The organism is Mycetocola sp. 2940 (genome assembly GCF_040548835.1).
Classification (GTDB): domain Bacteria; phylum Actinomycetota; class Actinomycetes; order Actinomycetales; family Microbacteriaceae; genus Mycetocola_A.
In genome coordinates this window covers 37,473-52,312 of record NZ_JBEPSK010000019.1, presented here as the reverse complement: position 1 = coordinate 52,312, position 14,840 = coordinate 37,473, and the positions used below count along the sequence as shown (strand labels likewise).

Sequence of the window (14,840 nt, the reverse complement as noted above, 5' to 3'; positions counted from 1 at the left end):
GACATCGCCCAGCATCCGCTCCGAGAACCTCGGACTCATCTCGATCAACACCCTTCAATAATCAGGTGTTGCTCTAACCGTTAGAACCCGCGCGCTTATTCGGTGCGTTTGCGTCACCGGAACCGATTCGCGGTACGGATGCCGCGGCATCCGCCTCACAGAAAAACCGGCCACCCCGAGGGATGACCGGTTCTCGCGGAGAGGGGTGTGGGGTCAGCTCTGGTCGCCGATATCGGCGAGACGCGCCTCTTCGTCGGCCCGGATGGCCGATTCGATTAGCGGGTCGAGTGAACCGTTGATGACCGCATCGAGGTTGTACGCCTTGTAGCCGGTGCGGTGGTCGGCGATCCGGTTCTCGGGGAAGTTGTACGTGCGGATGCGCTCCGACCGGTCCATCGTGCGGATCTGGGTCTTGCGCTTGGCGCTGTCGAGTTCGGCCTGTTCCTCCTGCTGGCGCGCGAGGATACGCGCGCGGAGAACGCGCATGCCGGCCTCGCGGTTCTGCAGCTGGCTCTTCTCATTCTGCATGGCCACGACGATGCCCGTGGGCAGGTGGGTGATGCGCACGGCGGAGTCGGTCGTGTTGACGGACTGGCCGCCGGGGCCGCTGGAGCGGTAGACGTCGATCTTGAGGTCGTTCTGGCTGATCTCGACCTCTTCGGGGGCGTCGACCTCGGGGAAGACGAGGACACCGGTGGTGGAGGTGTGGATGCGCCCCTGGGACTCGGTCGCGGGAACCCGCTGGACGCGGTGCACGCCGCCCTCGTACTTGAGGTGAGCCCAGACCCCCTGCGACGGGTCGGTGGCGTTGGACTTGATCGCAACCTGGACGTCCTTGTACCCGCCGAGGTCGCTTTCGGTGCGCTCGAGCAGTTCGGTCTTCCAACCCTTCGACTCGGCGTAGTGCAGGTACATCCGGAGCAGGTCGGCGGCGAAGAGGGCGCTCTCGGCTCCACCCTCGCCTCCCTTGATCTCCATGATGACGTCACGGCCGTCGTCGGGGTCGCGCGGGATGAGCAGCCGTCGAAGTTTCTCCTGCGCCGTTGCGAGGCCTTCTTCGAGACCTGGGACCTCTTCGGCGAACGCGTCGTCTTCCTTCGCGAGCTCCCGTGCGGCGGCGAGGTCTTCCTGCGCTTCGAGCCACGCGGAATGCGCCGCGAGGATCTTCGACAGCTCGGCGTAGCGCCGGTTGATCTTCTTCGACCGCGCCGGGTCGGCGTGGACCGCCGGGTCGGCGAGCTGCTCCTGAAGGTCCTTGTGCTCGTCGATCAGTACCGATACCGATTCAAACATTTCTCATCCGTCCTTTAGCGATTGTCTACCTGCCAGTCGAGTAATGACAAAACCCGCCTGCCCCGGCCCTGCGACTCTCAGAGAGCGGCAAGGCCTGGGCAAACGGGTTCGTCGACGTCGCTAGCGGTGGTCGCGCTCGTGGTCGTGGCTGCGGCCGGTCCCGGCGACGGGCGCCGGCATCGTCTTCTGCATCTGGATGAGGAACTCCACGTTGGACTGGGTCTCCTTGAGCTTGCCCAGGACAACCTCGAGCGCCTGCTGCTGGTCGAGACCGGCGAGGGCACGGCGCAGCTTCCAGGTGACGCGGACCTCATCGGCACCGAGTAGCATTTCCTCACGACGCGTCGACGATGCGTTGACGTCGACCGCGGGGAAGATCCGCTTGTCGGCCAGCTGGCGCGACAGTCGGAGCTCGGAGTTTCCGGTGCCCTTGAACTCCTCGAAGATGACCTCATCCATCTTGGACCCGGTCTCGACGAGCGCCGTGGCGAGAATGGTGAGCGAGCCACCGTTCTCGATGTTGCGCGCGGCGCCGAAGAAACGCTTCGGCGGGTACAGGGCGGATGCGTCGACGCCACCGGACAGGATGCGTCCGGAGGTCGGTGCAGCCAGGTTGTATGCACGACCGAGGCGGGTGATCGAGTCGAGGAGCACGACGACGTCGTGCCCAAGCTCGACGAGCCGCTTGGCGCGCTCGATGGCGAGTTCAGCAACCGTGGTGTGGTCTTCGGCAGGGCGGTCGAAGGTGGAGGCGATGACCTCACCCTTCACCGTGCGCTGCATGTCGGTGACTTCTTCGGGGCGCTCATCCACGAGGACGACCATGAGGTGGACCTCAGGGTTGTTGATCGAGATGGCGTTGGCGATCTGCTGGAGCACGATCGTCTTGCCGGCCTTGGGCGGTGCGACGATGAGGCCGCGCTGTCCCTTGCCGATCGGGGCGATCAGGTCGATGATGCGCTGCGTCAGCTTGCCGGGCTCGGTCTCGAGCCGCAGACGGTCCTGCGGGTAGAGCGGAGTGAGCTTGCCGAACTCGACGCGCGCCGCCGCCTCGTCCACACTCTGGCCGTTGACAGAGTCGACCTTGACGATCGCGTTGTACTTCTGGCGGGCGTTGGTGTCGTTCTCGCGCGGCTGGCGGATGGCGCCGACGACGGCGTCGCCCTTGCGCAGGTTGTACTTCTTGACCTGGCCGAGGGAGACGTAGACGTCGTTCGAACCCGGCAGGTAGCCGGAAGTACGGACGAACGCGTAGTTGTCGAGCACATCGAGGATGCCGGCGACGGGCAAAAGCACGTCGTCGTCGGAGATCTCCGGCTCGAAGTCGGCGTTGTCGGTCCCGCCCCGGCGCTTGCGGTCACGGTACCGGTTGCGGCCGTTGCGGCTGTCATCCTGCTGCTCGCGCTGCTGGTCACGGCCGCCCTGGCGCTCCTGGCCCTGGCGCTCCTGGCCCTGACGCTCCTGGCCCTGACGCTCCTGGCCCTGACGCTCCTGGGCCTGGCGCTCCTGACCCTGACGCTCCTGGCCCTGACGCTCCTGGGCCTGGCGCTCCTGGGTCTGACGCTCCTGGCCCTGGCGCTCCTGGCCCTGGCGGTCGCCGTCACGCTCAGGCTGGCGTTCGTTGCCCTGACCCTGGCGCTCGGTGGCCACGCGGTCGTTGGTGCGGTTGCGGTCGTTCTGGCCGCCCTGCCTGTCGTCCTGCGCCTGGTCGGCGTTGCGGTTGCGGTTCCGGTTGCGGCCGCGTCCCTGACGGGGTTCCTGCGACGACTCGTCGGGCTCGCCCTGCGAGGCGTCGTCGGCTGCCGGTTCCTCGGCCTGCTCGGTCGGCTCGGCTTCAGCCCGCTCGGCCTTGGCACCGCGTCCACGACGGTTGTTCTTTTTGGGGCGCTGGGCGCCCGCCTCGTCGCCGGACTCAGCCTGTACGGGCGGTGCGGACTCGGGTGCGACGCCATCCGTGCTGGGCGCTTCGGCGATCACCGGAGCATCCGGCAGGTGCACGCCACCGGTGGTGAGGGGTGCGTCCGGGACCTGGGCGGCGCCGTTGGAGTTGATGTGCCCGGCCGCGGAGACCGGTGCGGCATCCTTCGCGGACTGTGTGGTCGCGCGTCGCGGTGCGCGCTTGCGTGCAACCGGCGCGGTCTGCTCGGGAGCCTCAGCCTGCGGCTGCTCGGCTACGACGGCAGGCGCCTCAACACCAGCGGGTGCCTCGGTCGGCACCTCAACCTGCGATTCGGCCGGAACGTCGAGCTGGACATCCGCCTCGGCGACGACGGGCGGCGTTGCCCCGTCGACCTCGGCAGCGGCCTGAGCCTCTGAAATTTTCTCCACGAGTTCCCCCTTGCGAAGTTTGGATGCGCCCTGAATACCCCATTGGCTGGCAAGCAGCTGCAGGTCGGAGACCTTGAGGGAGGTCAGGTTTGCGCCTGATTCCGTATCGAAACGGATGTTGACATTGGTCACTGAAAGTGGGTTCCTTCCCCCTGATCCGTGGAACACGTCAGGAGAGCACATCGCGTTGGCAGGAGCGTCCGTCAGAAAAGACTCACACCCTGCGCGCCGTGCGTGTCATAGAACAGACACGCAATGCTGTCGGCGATGGCGTTGGGTTTGCAGAAATCACCCGGAGGCCAGATTTGCCTGTTCGGCTTGCCTATCGGGATCGAGGCAACTCTACCACTTTCGCGGGTACCGGCTGCACCCCCAGAACGCGGAGCGTTCTGAAAGGCGGCAGCCTTAACCAAGGCAATCTCGAAAACGAGACGGCGACCCCCAGCCATCTCGTATCGGCGACCCTCAGCCATCTCGTACCGGCGACCCCCAGCCACCCTGTGACGGCGACCCCCAGCCACCCAGTTTCGGCGCGCTCAGTCCGAAACAATCGTCGCGCCACGCACATCCACTGCGAGCAGCATGCTCTCCCACGGGGTCTCGGATTCGTTCGCCACGAGTTCCGCCGCCTGGAGTCGCTGGCCGGGGCCATCGGCGAGGACGAGGATCGACGGGCCGGCGCCAGACACCACGGCCGCGTGTCCAGCGGAACGCAGGAGGGTCACCAGCCGATCGGTCTCCGGCATGGCCGACGCCCGGTAGCTCTGGTGCAGGCGGTCCTCGGTGCCCGCGAACAGCAGCTCGGGACTCTGGGTGAGGGCGGCGATCAGCAGGGCCGACCGCGAGACGTTGAACACGGCATCCTCGTGCGGAACGCTGACCGGCTGGAGGCTCCTGGCGAGCTTGGTCGACAGCGTGTGCTGGGGAACGAGGATGAGCGGCGACACCCCGCGGTGGACGAGGAGCTTCTTGTGCTGCGGACCGGTCGGCTCGACCCAGGCGATGGTGAGTCCGCCGAACAGGGCGGGCGCCACGTTGTCGGGGTGACCCTCCAGTTCGGTGGCGACACGCAGCAGTGTGTCGCTGTCGATGTCGACGACGTCGGCGAGCAGGCCCTTCGCGGCGACGATCCCGGCAACGACCGCGGCTCCTGAGGAGCCGAGGCCGCGACCGTGCGGAATGACGTTGTGGGCGACCAGGTCGAAACCGGGAACGGGCTGCCCCATCGCTTCGAACGTGTACGCGATCGACCGAACGACGAGGTTGGACGCGTCGGTCGGGACGACCGACTCGCCGACGCCGTTGACCTCCACGAAGGCACCCGGTTCGTCCCGGACGGTGACGGTGACCTCGTCGTAGACGCTGAGGGCGAGGCCGAGCGTGTCGAAGCCCGGCCCGAGGTTGGCCGATGTGGCCGGAACGCGAACCGTGACGGAGCGGCCCGTCAGGCTCACGCGGAGTCCTTGGCCAGCCCGAGGACGCTGGCGACCTCGTTGACGTCGACGGGAACGATCGTCGGGGCGATGTCGCCGCCGTCGGCGTTGCGGAGTGCCCACTGCGGGTCTTTGAGCCCGTGACCGGTCACCGTGAGAACGACGGTGGATCCGGCGGGCACGTGTCCCGCTTCGGACCGCTCGAGCAGGCCGGCGACGCTGATCGCGGACGCGGGTTCGACGAAGATGCCGACCTCGCTGGACAGGATGCGCTGGGCAGCGAGGATCATGTCGTCCTCGATCGCCCCGAAGTAGCCGTCGGTTGCTTCACGGGCGGCAAGCGCGAGGTCCCAAGACGCCGGGTTGCCGATCCGGATGGCGCTGGCGACGGTCTCGGGGTTCTTCACGATGCTGCCGGTGACCAGCGGGGCGCTGCCTGCGGCCTGGAATCCGAACATCCGCGGCAGCTTCGTGCTGATGCCGCGCTCGAGTTCTTCGGTGTAGCCGCGGGTGTACGCGGTGTAGTTTCCGGCGTTGCCCACCGGGATGAAGTGGAAGTCCGGGGCGTCTTCGAGCACCTCGACGACCTCGAATGCCGCCGTCTTCTGGCCCTCGATCCGGTCGTTGTTCACCGAGTTGACGAGGTGCACCGGGTAGTTGGCCGAGAGTTCGCGGGCGATGTCGAGGCAGTCGTCGAAGTTGCCCTGCACCTGGATCAGCTGTGCGTTGTGCGCGATGGCCTGGGCGAGCTTGCCCATGGCGATCTTGCCCTCGGGCACGAGTACCGCGGCGGTGATGCCGGCGTGCGCGGCGTAGGCGGCGGCCGATGCCGAGGTGTTTCCGGTGGAGGCACAGATGACGGCCTTCGCGCCCGCCTCGACGGCCTTCGACACGGCCATCGTCATTCCGCGGTCCTTGAAGGACCCGGTCGGGTTCATGCCTTCGTACTTCACCCAGACTTTCGCACCGGTGCGTGCGGACAGCGCCGCGGCGTAGATGAGCGGAGTTCCGCCCTCACCGAGGGTGATGATGGGGGTCTTGTCGGTCACATCGAGACGGTCTGCGTACTCGTGCAGAACTCCGCGCCACTGCTTCGCCATATCTAGACTCCTTCAACTCGTAGAACACTGACAACTGAATTCACAACGTCGCTGGCCTTCAGGGCCGCGACGGTGGCCTGGAGCGCGTGCTCGCGGGCGGCGTGGGTGCCGATCACGAGGAACGCGGTACCGCTTTCCTCCGGGTCGACCGTCTGCTCGACGGTTTCGACCGAGACGCCGCCGTTGGCGAAGATCGTCGCCACCTCGGCGAGCACACCCTGGAGGTCACTCACCCGCAGCGTGATCTGGTATTTGGTGATCACTGCACCGATCGGCAGGAGCGGAAGGTCGGCGTGGGTCGACTCGCCCAGGCCCGGTCCGCCGGCGATGTGACGGCGGGCGGCGGAGACGAGGTCACCGAGCACGGCTGATGCGGTCTGCACCCCTCCGGCGCCTGCGCCGTAGAACATGAGCGGGCCCGCTGCTTCGGCTTCGACGAAGACCGCGTTGTTTCCGCCGTGGACGGCGGCAAGCGGATGCTCGCGGTCGACGAGCGCGGGATACACCCGTGCCGAGATTCCCTCGGTTCCGTCGTCGGCGGTGATCCGTTCGGCGATGGCGAGCAACTTGATGACGTAGCCGGCCGTGCGTGCGGCGTCGATCTGGGCCGGCGTGATGTCGGCGATGCCCTCGCGGTAGACGCCCTCGAGCGGCACGGTGCTGTGGAAGGCGAGGCTGGCGAGGATGGTGGCCTTCTGGGCGGCGTCGTAGCCGTCGACGTCCAGGGTCGGGTCCGCTTCGAGGAAGCCGAGTTCGAACGCCGTCTTCTGGGCATCGGCCATGCTGTCGCCGAACCGGTCCATGCGGTCGAGGATGAAGTTGGTCGAGCCGTTGACGATCGCGAGGATGCGCTTGACGTTGTCGCCGGCGAGGCTGTCGCGGAGCGGGCGGATGATCGGGATCGCTGCGGCGACGGCGGCTTCGTAGTAGATCTCGGCGCCGACCTGTTCGGTGGCGTCGAAGAGTTCCGAGCCGTGGGCGGCAAGGAGCGCCTTGTTGCCGGTGACGACGTCCGCGCCGGCGTTGATGGCCTGGAGGATCAGGGTGCGGGCCGGCTCGATGCCGCCGATGAGCTCGATCACGATGTCGGCGCCGAGGACGAGGGTCTCGGCATCCGTCGTGAGCAGTTCGCGGGGCAGGTCGACGTCGCGGTCGGCGTCGAGGTCCCGAACGGCGATGCCGACGAGTTCGAGCTTCGCACCGACCCGAGCAGCGAGCTCGTCACCGTGAGCGAGGAGGAGTCGTGCCACCTGCGAACCGACGGAACCGGCCCCGAGAAGGGCCACTCGGACAGTGCGGTATTCGATCATCGTGCATCCAATCCGGCGTCTCGCGCCAGCAGGTCAGCTTCGGTCTCGCCGCGAACGATCACGCGGGCGACTCCGTCTCGAACAGCGACGACCGGCGGACGCCCCAGGTAGTTGTAATTGCTCGCGAGCGACCAGCAGTAGGCGCCGGTCGCAGGAACGGCGGCGAGGTCGCCGGGGGCGACGTCTCCGGGCAGGTAGTCGTCCTGGACGATGATGTCGCCGGACTCGCAGTGCTTGCCGGCGAGGCGGATCAGCACCGGTTCGGCGTCGGAGGCACGACCGGCCAGCCGGACGGAGTAGTCGGCACCGTAGAGGGCGGGGCGCGCGTTGTCGCTCATTCCGCCGTCGACGCTGACGTAGCGCCGCGTGGCCGAGCCGCCGGCATCCGTCTGCAGTTCCACGTCCTTCGTGGTTCCGACTTCATAGAGAGTGAACGTGCTCGGGCCGATCACGACGCGCCCCGGTTCGAACGCGACCCGGGGAATGGGCACGCCGAGGCTGTCGCATTCGGCGGCGACGATCCGGGCGATCTCGCGGGCGAGGTCGTCGATCGGCGTGGGGTCGTCGGCGTCGGTGTATGCGATGCCGAATCCGCCGCCGAGGTTCAGTTCGGGCACGGGGCCGGCGGCGAGCAGGTCCCGGTGCACGGCGAGCAGCCGCGCCGCTGACTCTGCGAACCCGTCCGATCCGAAGATCTGCGAGCCGATGTGGCAGTGCAGCCCGAGGAAGTCGAGCGAACCGAAGCTGCGGATCAGCGTTACAGCGTCGGCGGCGTGCTCGAGCGGGAGGCCGAACTTCTGGTCCTCATGTGCCGTCGCCAGGAACTCGTGCGTGTGTGCGTGGACTCCGCTGTTGACCCGGAGCCTGACCCGCTGCCTTCGGCCGTGCCGCTCGGCGGCTGCGGCAACCCGTGGGATCTCCTGCAGGCTGTCGACCACGATGGCGCCGATGCCCGCTTCGACCGCCCGGTCGATCTCGGCGAGCGACTTGTTGTTTCCGTGGAGGCCGAGGCGTGAGGGGTCGACGCCGGCGGCGAGGGCGACGGCCAGCTCTCCGCCGGAACACACGTCGATGTTGAGCCCGGCGTCGGTGACCCAGCGCGCCACCTCGGTGCAGAGGAAGGCTTTTCCGGCGTAGTAGACGATGGCGGAGCTGCCGACGGCGGCGAACTCGCGGGAGAAGGCGGCGAGGACGTGTGCGGCGCGGTCGCGGGCATCCGCTTCGTCGACGACGTAGACGGGGGTGCCGAACCGGGCGGCGATGTCGGGGGCGGAAACACCGGCGACGGTGAGTTCACCGGTCGACGCCCGCGAAGCGTTCGCCGGCCAGACTCCTTCGGCCAGGGCGTTCGCGTCATCGGGCGCGCGCAGCCACGACGGGGCGAGTGGGTGAGAAGCCACAGCAGGAACCAATCGTGCGGAGGGGGACGTACCGCGCGGGTGAGCGGTGGAGACAGTTCAATTCTACCGAGAGATCGATGCCCCTCGTGAAATTGTGGCATGCGACGTATGCGATGCAGGGTATCCGGCTGGCGGCATCCGTCAGGCGGGGCACTCCCCCGTTGTGCGGAAGGACGAGCCCGAGAGGATGAAGTCGGATGCGGCCAGGCTGAGGTGCGCAGTACCGTCGCGAACGTCGATGGCCGAGATCGATACGCCCACCGGGAGCTTGTCGGCGAGGCAGACGCGGACCGGCTCAGCGCCGACGAGCCGGTCGACGATGCCGGACAGGTCGATGCTGCCCATCTCGGTCGTCACTTCTGCGCTCTGTGGGGTGACGAGAACGTCGGTGCCGTCGGGGCTGAGGGCGGCGGTCACGGCATATCCGATCGGGATTCCGATCACCTCGGTCGAGTCTTCATAGACGACCGAGCCCTCCGCGAGCGAGACTTCGGGGTCGTTGCCGGGCAGTGTGAGCACCTGGTTGAGTGTCGACTGGTCGAGCGACACCGTCGCGGCGATGTTCTCGACCGGTACCTTGAGGTCGATCGGGACCCCGGATGCCGTCACCGCCATGTTTTCGACGGGGGTACCGTCGAAGGTGACGTCGTCGGACGTGATCGTGACTTCGTCCATCCGGCCGCTGATCAGTTGCAGGAGAACCCAGTCCCCGGCGATATCCACGTCCACCGTGGCGTCGACATTCGACGGGAGGTTCGATTCCACGGCGACAGCGACGGCGTCCTCGGCGACGCCGCGGGTGATGTACTCGGCGAGGAATGCACCGCCGACGACCACGAGGACGGCGACGACGAGGATGACGACGGCGGTGAGTGCACGACGCCGCGCGGGCTTGCGCGCCGGTGCGTCGGAATCAGCTTCCTGCTGGAGTTGCGCCCAGCCGCCGGAATCCCCCACGCTACATTCGCTCCGGCGCGGAGACGCCGAGCAGATCGAGCCCGTTTCGCACGACCTGGCCGGTCGCATCGTTGAGCCAGAGCCGGCTGCGGTGCACGTCCGAGATCGGCTCGTCGCCGAGCGGGATGATGCGGCAGTTGTCGTACCAGCGGTGGTACAGCCCGGCGATCTCTTCGATAAAGCGGGCGACGCGGTGCGGCTCGCGCAGCTCGGCAGCCTGGGCGACGATCCGCGGGAACTCCTGCAGCGCGCCGAGCAGCGCGGATTCCGTCTCATGGTCGAGCAGCTCAGGCACGAACGCGCTGCGGTCGACTCCCGCTACCTCGGCGTTGCGTGCCACCGAGTGGGTGCGGGCGTGGGCGTACTGCACGTAGAAGACCGGATTGTCGTTGCTGCGTTTCTTCAGCTGCTCCGGGTCGAGCGTCAGGGGCGAGTCGGCCGGGTAACGCCCGAGCGAGTAGCGCAACGCGTCGGTGCCGAGCCAGGCCTGGAGATCGTCGAGCTCGATGATGTTGCCTGCACGCTTCGACAGCTTCGCGCCGTTGACGCTGACGAGCTGCCCGATGAGGATCTCGATGTCTTTGTCCGGGTTGTCACCGGCCGCGCCGGCGAGCGCCCTGAGCCTGTGCACGTAGCCGTGGTGGTCGGCGCCGAGGAGGTAGATCTTGTGCGCGAAACCGCGATCCGATTTTGAGAGGTAATAGGCGGCATCCGCGGCGAAGTAGGTGTAGATGTTGTTGCCGCGGCGGATGACGCGGTCTTTGTCGTCGCCGAAGTCGGTGGTGCGCACCCAGACGGCGTCGTCCTCGTCGAAGACGTGACCCTGCTCGCGCAGTCGCTCGACCGCGTCGTCGATGGCGCTCCTGCCGGTTTCGGTGTTCTTCACGTGCAGCTCGCGCTCGGAGAACCAGACGTCGAAGTGCACGTTGAAGCTCGCGAGGGACTTCTCGATCTCGACCAGCTGTAACTTGTACGCGAGCTCTCGGGCGGTGGCGAGGGCGTCGCCATCGGACAGGTTGAGGAGGTTCGGCTCGATCTCGAGCACCTGGCGCCCGAGCTCGCCGATGTACGCGCCCGGGTAGCCACCCTCGGGCGTCGGCTCTCCCTTGATCGCGGCGAGGATGGAGGCGCCGAAGGTGTCCATCTGGCTGCCCGCGTCGTTGATGTAGTACTCGCTGGCGATGGTGGCGCCGGATGCCTTCAGCACGCGGGCGATCGAGTCACCCAGGGCGGCCCAGCGGGTGTGTCCGATGTGGAGCGGCCCTGTCGGGTTGGCGGAGACGAATTCAAGGTTGATCGACTGGCCCGCCAGCGACGTGTTGTGGCCGTACGCCGCGCCGGCATCGACGATGACCTTCGCCAGGGCACCGGTGGCGGCGGCGTCGAGGCGCACGTTGAGGAACCCGGGGCCGGCGACCTCAGCGGTGGCGACGCCGGGAACGGAAGCGAGTCCTGCGGCGAGTTCCGCGGCGATCTCCCTCGGGTTTGCCCCGATCCGCTTGGCAATGCGCATGGCGATGTTGGAGGCCCAGTCGCCGTGGTCGCGGTTGCGCGGACGCTCGAGGACGACGTCGTCGCGGCGGATCTCTGCTCCGGCGCCGGCTCGGCGCTCCTCCGCGAGAGGAACGACGAGTTCGAACAGGGCAGCGGCAAGGTCGTCAGGAGTCACGCGCTCGATTCTATCCGGAGCGGGGAAATGCCCCGGCGCGCATGCGCGAAGGCGACTGTAGCTCTTGTTAGTGTCGAAGGATCCCCCACAGAGAGTTGGACATGGCTTCTTCGTTCGCCCGGACTCGCCCGCTTCGCCCGTTCGCTGTCGCCGCAGCTCTTCTCGGCTCACTCCTTCTCGCCGGCTGCGCGCCGGCCGCGGCCCCGTCCTCCTCCGCGACGCCGACGCCTGGGGCGTCCGACGGCACAGCGGCGCCGATCGCCAGCCCGACCCCCACCGAGACGCCGGTGATGAGCGAACCGGTCGACATCGCCTGCGATGCGCTGATCACGCCAGACGACATGTATGCCATCAACCCGAACGTCAGCCTGATGACCGAGAGCACTCCGAAGGCGGACAGCCTCGCCGCTGAGATCGCCGCGATGAACGGCCTCACCTGCCAGTGGGTTCACAACACGAGCAACGAGGTTCTCGACATTGCGCTCGCGAAGCTTCCCGAGAAGGAACTGACCGACCTGAAGAACCGCGCCGTCACCGAGAGCACGCAGGTACCGACCTACGCCGCTCCCCCGGTCGAGGGATTCTTCACCGTGGTCGGCGACGAGGGCGAGGCGCAGGTCTTCACCGGGTCGTACTGGCTGACCCTGCGCGGGATGTCATTCTTCGAACCGGGCGACGCCGAGCAACTCGCCGAGGCCGCGATCGGGCACCTGTCGTAGCGCATCCGTTCGCGAGGCCCGTATGCGGCCGTGCACGCGGGCTTCGGCGAGCCCGTTCGGCTCCGCGCGGGTGTTCTCGCACCGCGCGGGTGAAGAAACAGGCGCGTGCAGCCGGAACACCCGCGCCGCTCCGACTGACACGTCGCGGCTGCTACGAGAGCAGCACCGGCGTTCGCTGGTCGTCCATCGGCAGCGTCTGCGCCACCGCGCCGACTTCGACCCGGTCGAGGGTGAGGTTCGCGTGGTGGTTGGTGACGAACGCGATGTCGGATGCATCGCGCCCGGTCGCGATGCGAACCAGCGACTGCCGTGGGGCGAGCCGCGTGGCATCCACGATTCGCCAGTGTCCGTCGACCCACGCTTCGGCGACGGCGTGGAAATCCATCGGCGTGAGCCCCGGGGCGTAGGCCGAGACCATGCGGGCGGGCATGTCGCAGGCGCGCAGGAAGGCGATCACCAGGTGGGCGTAGTCGCGACAGACGCCTTCACGCGACGAGAGTGTCGTTGCCGCGCTGTCGCTGGGCCCGCTGGAACCGGGCACGTAGCTGAGTCCGTCGTGGACGAACGACGCGACAGCGTCGAGGAGGACCTGCCCGTGCAGACCACCGAACCGTTCGCGGGCGAAACGAAACAGCTTGTCAGACTCGGCGTAGCGACTCGGCCGCAGGTACAGGAGATGATCGAGCGGGCTGGCCGGTTCGACCGGTCGCTGCCCGGCGACGACAGCGTGGTAGTGGATGCTGTACCCACCGGCGTGCGCTGCGATCCGGTGCAGCCGGGTGCCGTGACGGTCGACGAGCTCCTGCGGGACGATCTGCCCGCGATCCGACCGGATGGACAACGTCTCCGACAGGATGGGGGTTCCGGCGGCCACCGCGATCGACAGGATGACATCGCTGTGCCCGCCCAGCCGGAATTCAAGGGCGGCCGAAACAGTGCGATGCATGTGTCCATCCTTACATGAGGGCACCGCGGCGTCGGTTCCCTCGACCTCTGCTGCCGACGGGGATTCGACGCCGCCGAATTCTGATAGTTTTGTTTCGCACGCCTTCGTAGCTCAGGGGATAGAGCGTCGGTTTCCGGTACCGCAGGTCGCAGGTTCGAATCCTGCCGAGGGCACACTTACACGCTGGACGGCGAACGATCGCCGGGGTCGGTTCTGCCGGTGTCCTGGCGGACCCCGCCCGGCTAGGCTGACCGCCATGCCCACGTTTTCAGACCCGGGACCCGTCGCCTTCGACGCCGTCCTCACCCGCTCCGATGCCTCCGGGTCGAGCGCGTTCGTGGCCTTCCCCTTCGACGTCGAGAAGCTGTTCGGCACTCGCGGCCGGGTTCCGGTGAACGCGACCTTCGACGGCATCCCGTACCGAGGATCACTCGTCACCTATGGCGACGGGCACATGATTCTCGTGCTCGGCGAAATCCGTTCCCGGCTGGGCAAGGAGGCGGGTGACACCGTCGCCGTCACCATCGAACTCGACACCCAGCCGCGCGTCGTCGACCTCGAGGACGACATCGTCGCCGCCTGGACGGATGCCGGCGTTCTCGACACGTTCCGCGGCCAGTCGTATTCACACCAGCGGGAGTACGCGCTGTGGATCGCCGAGGCGAAACGGGCCGAGACCCGTGCCACCCGCATTGCGAAGGCTGCCGCGATGATCGCCGAGGGCCGGAAGCTCAAGTAGGACGCGGGCCCTCGCCCGGTCTGTCGTCGATGTCGGCGGGGAGCCGTAGAGTGCCGGCATGAAGTACGGTGTTCATCTCCCCAACTTCGGTGCATTCGGCGACGCCCGCGCGCTGGCCGGCCTCGCTCGCGACGCCGAAACGGCCGGCTGGGACGGCTTCTTCCTCTGGGACCATCTGCTGTTCTGCGAGTTCGACCGCAACGACCACGTCGACCCGTGGGTGGCCCTGACCGCGGTCGCGGCGGCCACCGATCGGATCATGCTCGGCCCCCTCGTGACCCCGTTGCCGCGGAGGCGGCCTTGGGAACTGGCTCGGCAGGCTGTATCGCTGCAGAACTATTCGGGTGGGCGGCTGATCCTCGGTGTCGGCCTGGGCGAGCCTGTCGAATGGGACTTCCGGTTCTTCGGCGACGAGACCGACGCGGTCGTTCGAGGTCAGATGCTCGACGAAGGCCTGGCCGTTCTCACCGGCTTGTGGAGCGGCGAGGCGTTCGGCTTCTCCGGCACGCACTACTCGCTGGAGCCGATGACGTTCCTCCCGGCCCCCCACGCGCCGATTCCGATCTGGGTGGGCGGCTCATGGCCGAACGGCCGACCGTTCCGTCGAGCCGCACGATTCGACGGGATGGTCCCGATGGTCGACGGGACGCTCTCCCCTTCGGCGCTGCAGCCCGCCGTCGACTACGTTCACGCCCACCGCACCGATCCAGCCGCACCGTTCGATGTGGTGGCCTCCGGGCGCTCCGATGCCGACGGGCAGCATCCCTCTGAGGAGTTCGAGGGCCTCGCGACCTGGTGGCTTGAAGACATCAGTCCGCTGCGGTTCGGCTGGGACTGGCCCGATCTCGCGAACGTATGGGACGTGGATGCCCTGCGGGACCGGATCCTCGCCGGTCCTCGTGCGTCGCCGGGAGGGGCGCAGGTGGCGGCTGGGCAGCAGAGTTGA

The 14,840-nt window shown here is 67.6% G+C and carries 12 protein-coding genes and 1 tRNA gene; 4 read left to right on the top strand and 9 right to left on the bottom strand.

The genetic code is table 11. The features are described from left to right. Window positions 1–213: 213 nt before the first annotated feature. From prfA to ABIE24_RS16480, 8 genes are all read right to left on the bottom strand, one after another. Window positions 214–1,293: a peptide chain release factor 1 gene (prfA, locus tag ABIE24_RS16515; RefSeq protein WP_354501674.1), complete on the bottom strand. Its 1,080-nt coding sequence runs from the start codon at window positions 1,291–1,293 to the stop codon at window positions 214–216. A gap of 120 nt (window positions 1,294–1,413) precedes the next feature. Continuing rightward, entirely contained in the window at window positions 1,414–3,753 is a 2,340-nt protein-coding gene (gene rho / locus ABIE24_RS16510) for a transcription termination factor Rho (RefSeq protein WP_354501672.1), read from the bottom strand. 404 nt (window positions 3,754–4,157) lie between these two features. Then, a complete protein-coding gene (gene thrB / locus ABIE24_RS16505) occupies window positions 4,158–5,075 on the bottom strand; it encodes a homoserine kinase (RefSeq protein ID WP_354501669.1) in 918 nt (305 codons plus the stop codon). Further along, window positions 5,072–6,154 carry a threonine synthase gene (gene thrC, locus ABIE24_RS16500; RefSeq protein ID WP_354501666.1) on the bottom strand — a complete coding sequence of 361 codons (1,083 nt, stop codon included), beginning with the start codon at window positions 6,152–6,154 and terminating at the stop codon, window positions 5,072–5,074. The genes thrB and thrC overlap by 4 nt, the downstream gene beginning before the upstream one ends. 2 nt (window positions 6,155–6,156) lie before the next feature. Next, complete coding sequence (locus ABIE24_RS16495; RefSeq protein ID WP_354501663.1) at window positions 6,157–7,464, bottom strand: homoserine dehydrogenase; 1,308 nt, start codon at window positions 7,462–7,464, stop codon at window positions 6,157–6,159. Further along, window positions 7,461–8,864, bottom strand: a complete 1,404-nt coding sequence (gene lysA / locus ABIE24_RS16490) for a diaminopimelate decarboxylase (protein WP_354501660.1) — start codon at window positions 8,862–8,864, stop codon at window positions 7,461–7,463. Before lysA ends, ABIE24_RS16495 begins: the two co-directional genes overlap by 4 nt. A gap of 141 nt (window positions 8,865–9,005) precedes the next feature. Then, window positions 9,006–9,821 carry an LmeA family phospholipid-binding protein gene (locus tag ABIE24_RS16485; protein ID WP_354501658.1) on the bottom strand — a complete coding sequence of 272 codons (816 nt, stop codon included), beginning with the start codon at window positions 9,819–9,821 and terminating at the stop codon, window positions 9,006–9,008. Window position 9,822: 1 nt separating this feature from the next. Further along, the gene (locus tag ABIE24_RS16480) at window positions 9,823–11,490 is read right to left on the bottom strand and encodes an arginine--tRNA ligase (protein WP_354501656.1); all 1,668 of its coding nucleotides are present in this window, start codon (window positions 11,488–11,490) and stop codon (window positions 9,823–9,825) included. Window positions 11,491–11,591: 101 nt separating this feature from the next. Between ABIE24_RS16480 and ABIE24_RS16475 the strand changes: the two genes are divergently transcribed. Beyond that, a complete protein-coding gene (locus ABIE24_RS16475; RefSeq protein WP_354501653.1) occupies window positions 11,592–12,209 on the top strand; it encodes an iron ABC transporter ATP-binding protein in 618 nt (205 codons plus the stop codon). Between the two features lie 151 nt (window positions 12,210–12,360). Here ABIE24_RS16475 and ABIE24_RS16470 read toward each other — a convergent pair whose 3' ends face one another. Next, on the bottom strand, window positions 12,361–13,155 hold the full coding sequence (locus tag ABIE24_RS16470) for a transglutaminase-like domain-containing protein (protein ID WP_354501650.1): 795 nt from the start codon (window positions 13,153–13,155) through the stop codon (window positions 12,361–12,363). A 100-nt stretch (window positions 13,156–13,255) separates the two neighbouring features. Here ABIE24_RS16470 and ABIE24_RS16465 point away from each other — a divergent pair. The 3 genes from ABIE24_RS16465 (at window position 13,256) to ABIE24_RS16455 (ending at window position 14,840) form a co-directional block, all read left to right on the top strand. After that, window positions 13,256–13,328 (top strand) — tRNA-Arg (locus tag ABIE24_RS16465). An 83-nt stretch (window positions 13,329–13,411) separates the two neighbouring features. After that, the gene (locus ABIE24_RS16460; protein WP_354501647.1) at window positions 13,412–13,894 is read left to right on the top strand and encodes a DUF1905 domain-containing protein; all 483 of its coding nucleotides are present in this window, start codon (window positions 13,412–13,414) and stop codon (window positions 13,892–13,894) included. A gap of 58 nt (window positions 13,895–13,952) precedes the next feature. Next, window positions 13,953–14,840 (top strand): LLM class flavin-dependent oxidoreductase, encoded by an 888-nt coding sequence (locus ABIE24_RS16455; RefSeq protein ID WP_354501645.1) that lies wholly within the window; start codon window positions 13,953–13,955, stop codon window positions 14,838–14,840.

Excerpts from the sequence above, each read along its gene's own strand:
- ABIE24_RS16495 (WP_354501663.1), bottom strand. The coding sequence starts at position 7,464 with ATGATCGAATACCGCACTGTCCGAGTGGCCCTTCTCGGGGCCGGTTCC.
- ABIE24_RS16460 (WP_354501647.1), top strand. The coding sequence starts at position 13,412 with ATGCCCACGTTTTCAGACCCGGGACCCGTCGCCTTCGACGCCGTCCTC.
- ABIE24_RS16470 (WP_354501650.1), bottom strand. The coding sequence starts at position 13,155 with ATGCATCGCACTGTTTCGGCCGCCCTTGAATTCCGGCTGGGCGGGCAC.
- thrC (WP_354501666.1), bottom strand. The coding sequence starts at position 6,154 with ATGGCGAAGCAGTGGCGCGGAGTTCTGCACGAGTACGCAGACCGTCTC.
- prfA (WP_354501674.1), bottom strand. The coding sequence starts at position 1,293 with ATGTTTGAATCGGTATCGGTACTGATCGACGAGCACAAGGACCTTCAG.
- ABIE24_RS16475 (WP_354501653.1), top strand. The coding sequence starts at position 11,592 with ATGGCTTCTTCGTTCGCCCGGACTCGCCCGCTTCGCCCGTTCGCTGTC.
- ABIE24_RS16455 (WP_354501645.1), top strand. The coding sequence starts at position 13,953 with ATGAAGTACGGTGTTCATCTCCCCAACTTCGGTGCATTCGGCGACGCC.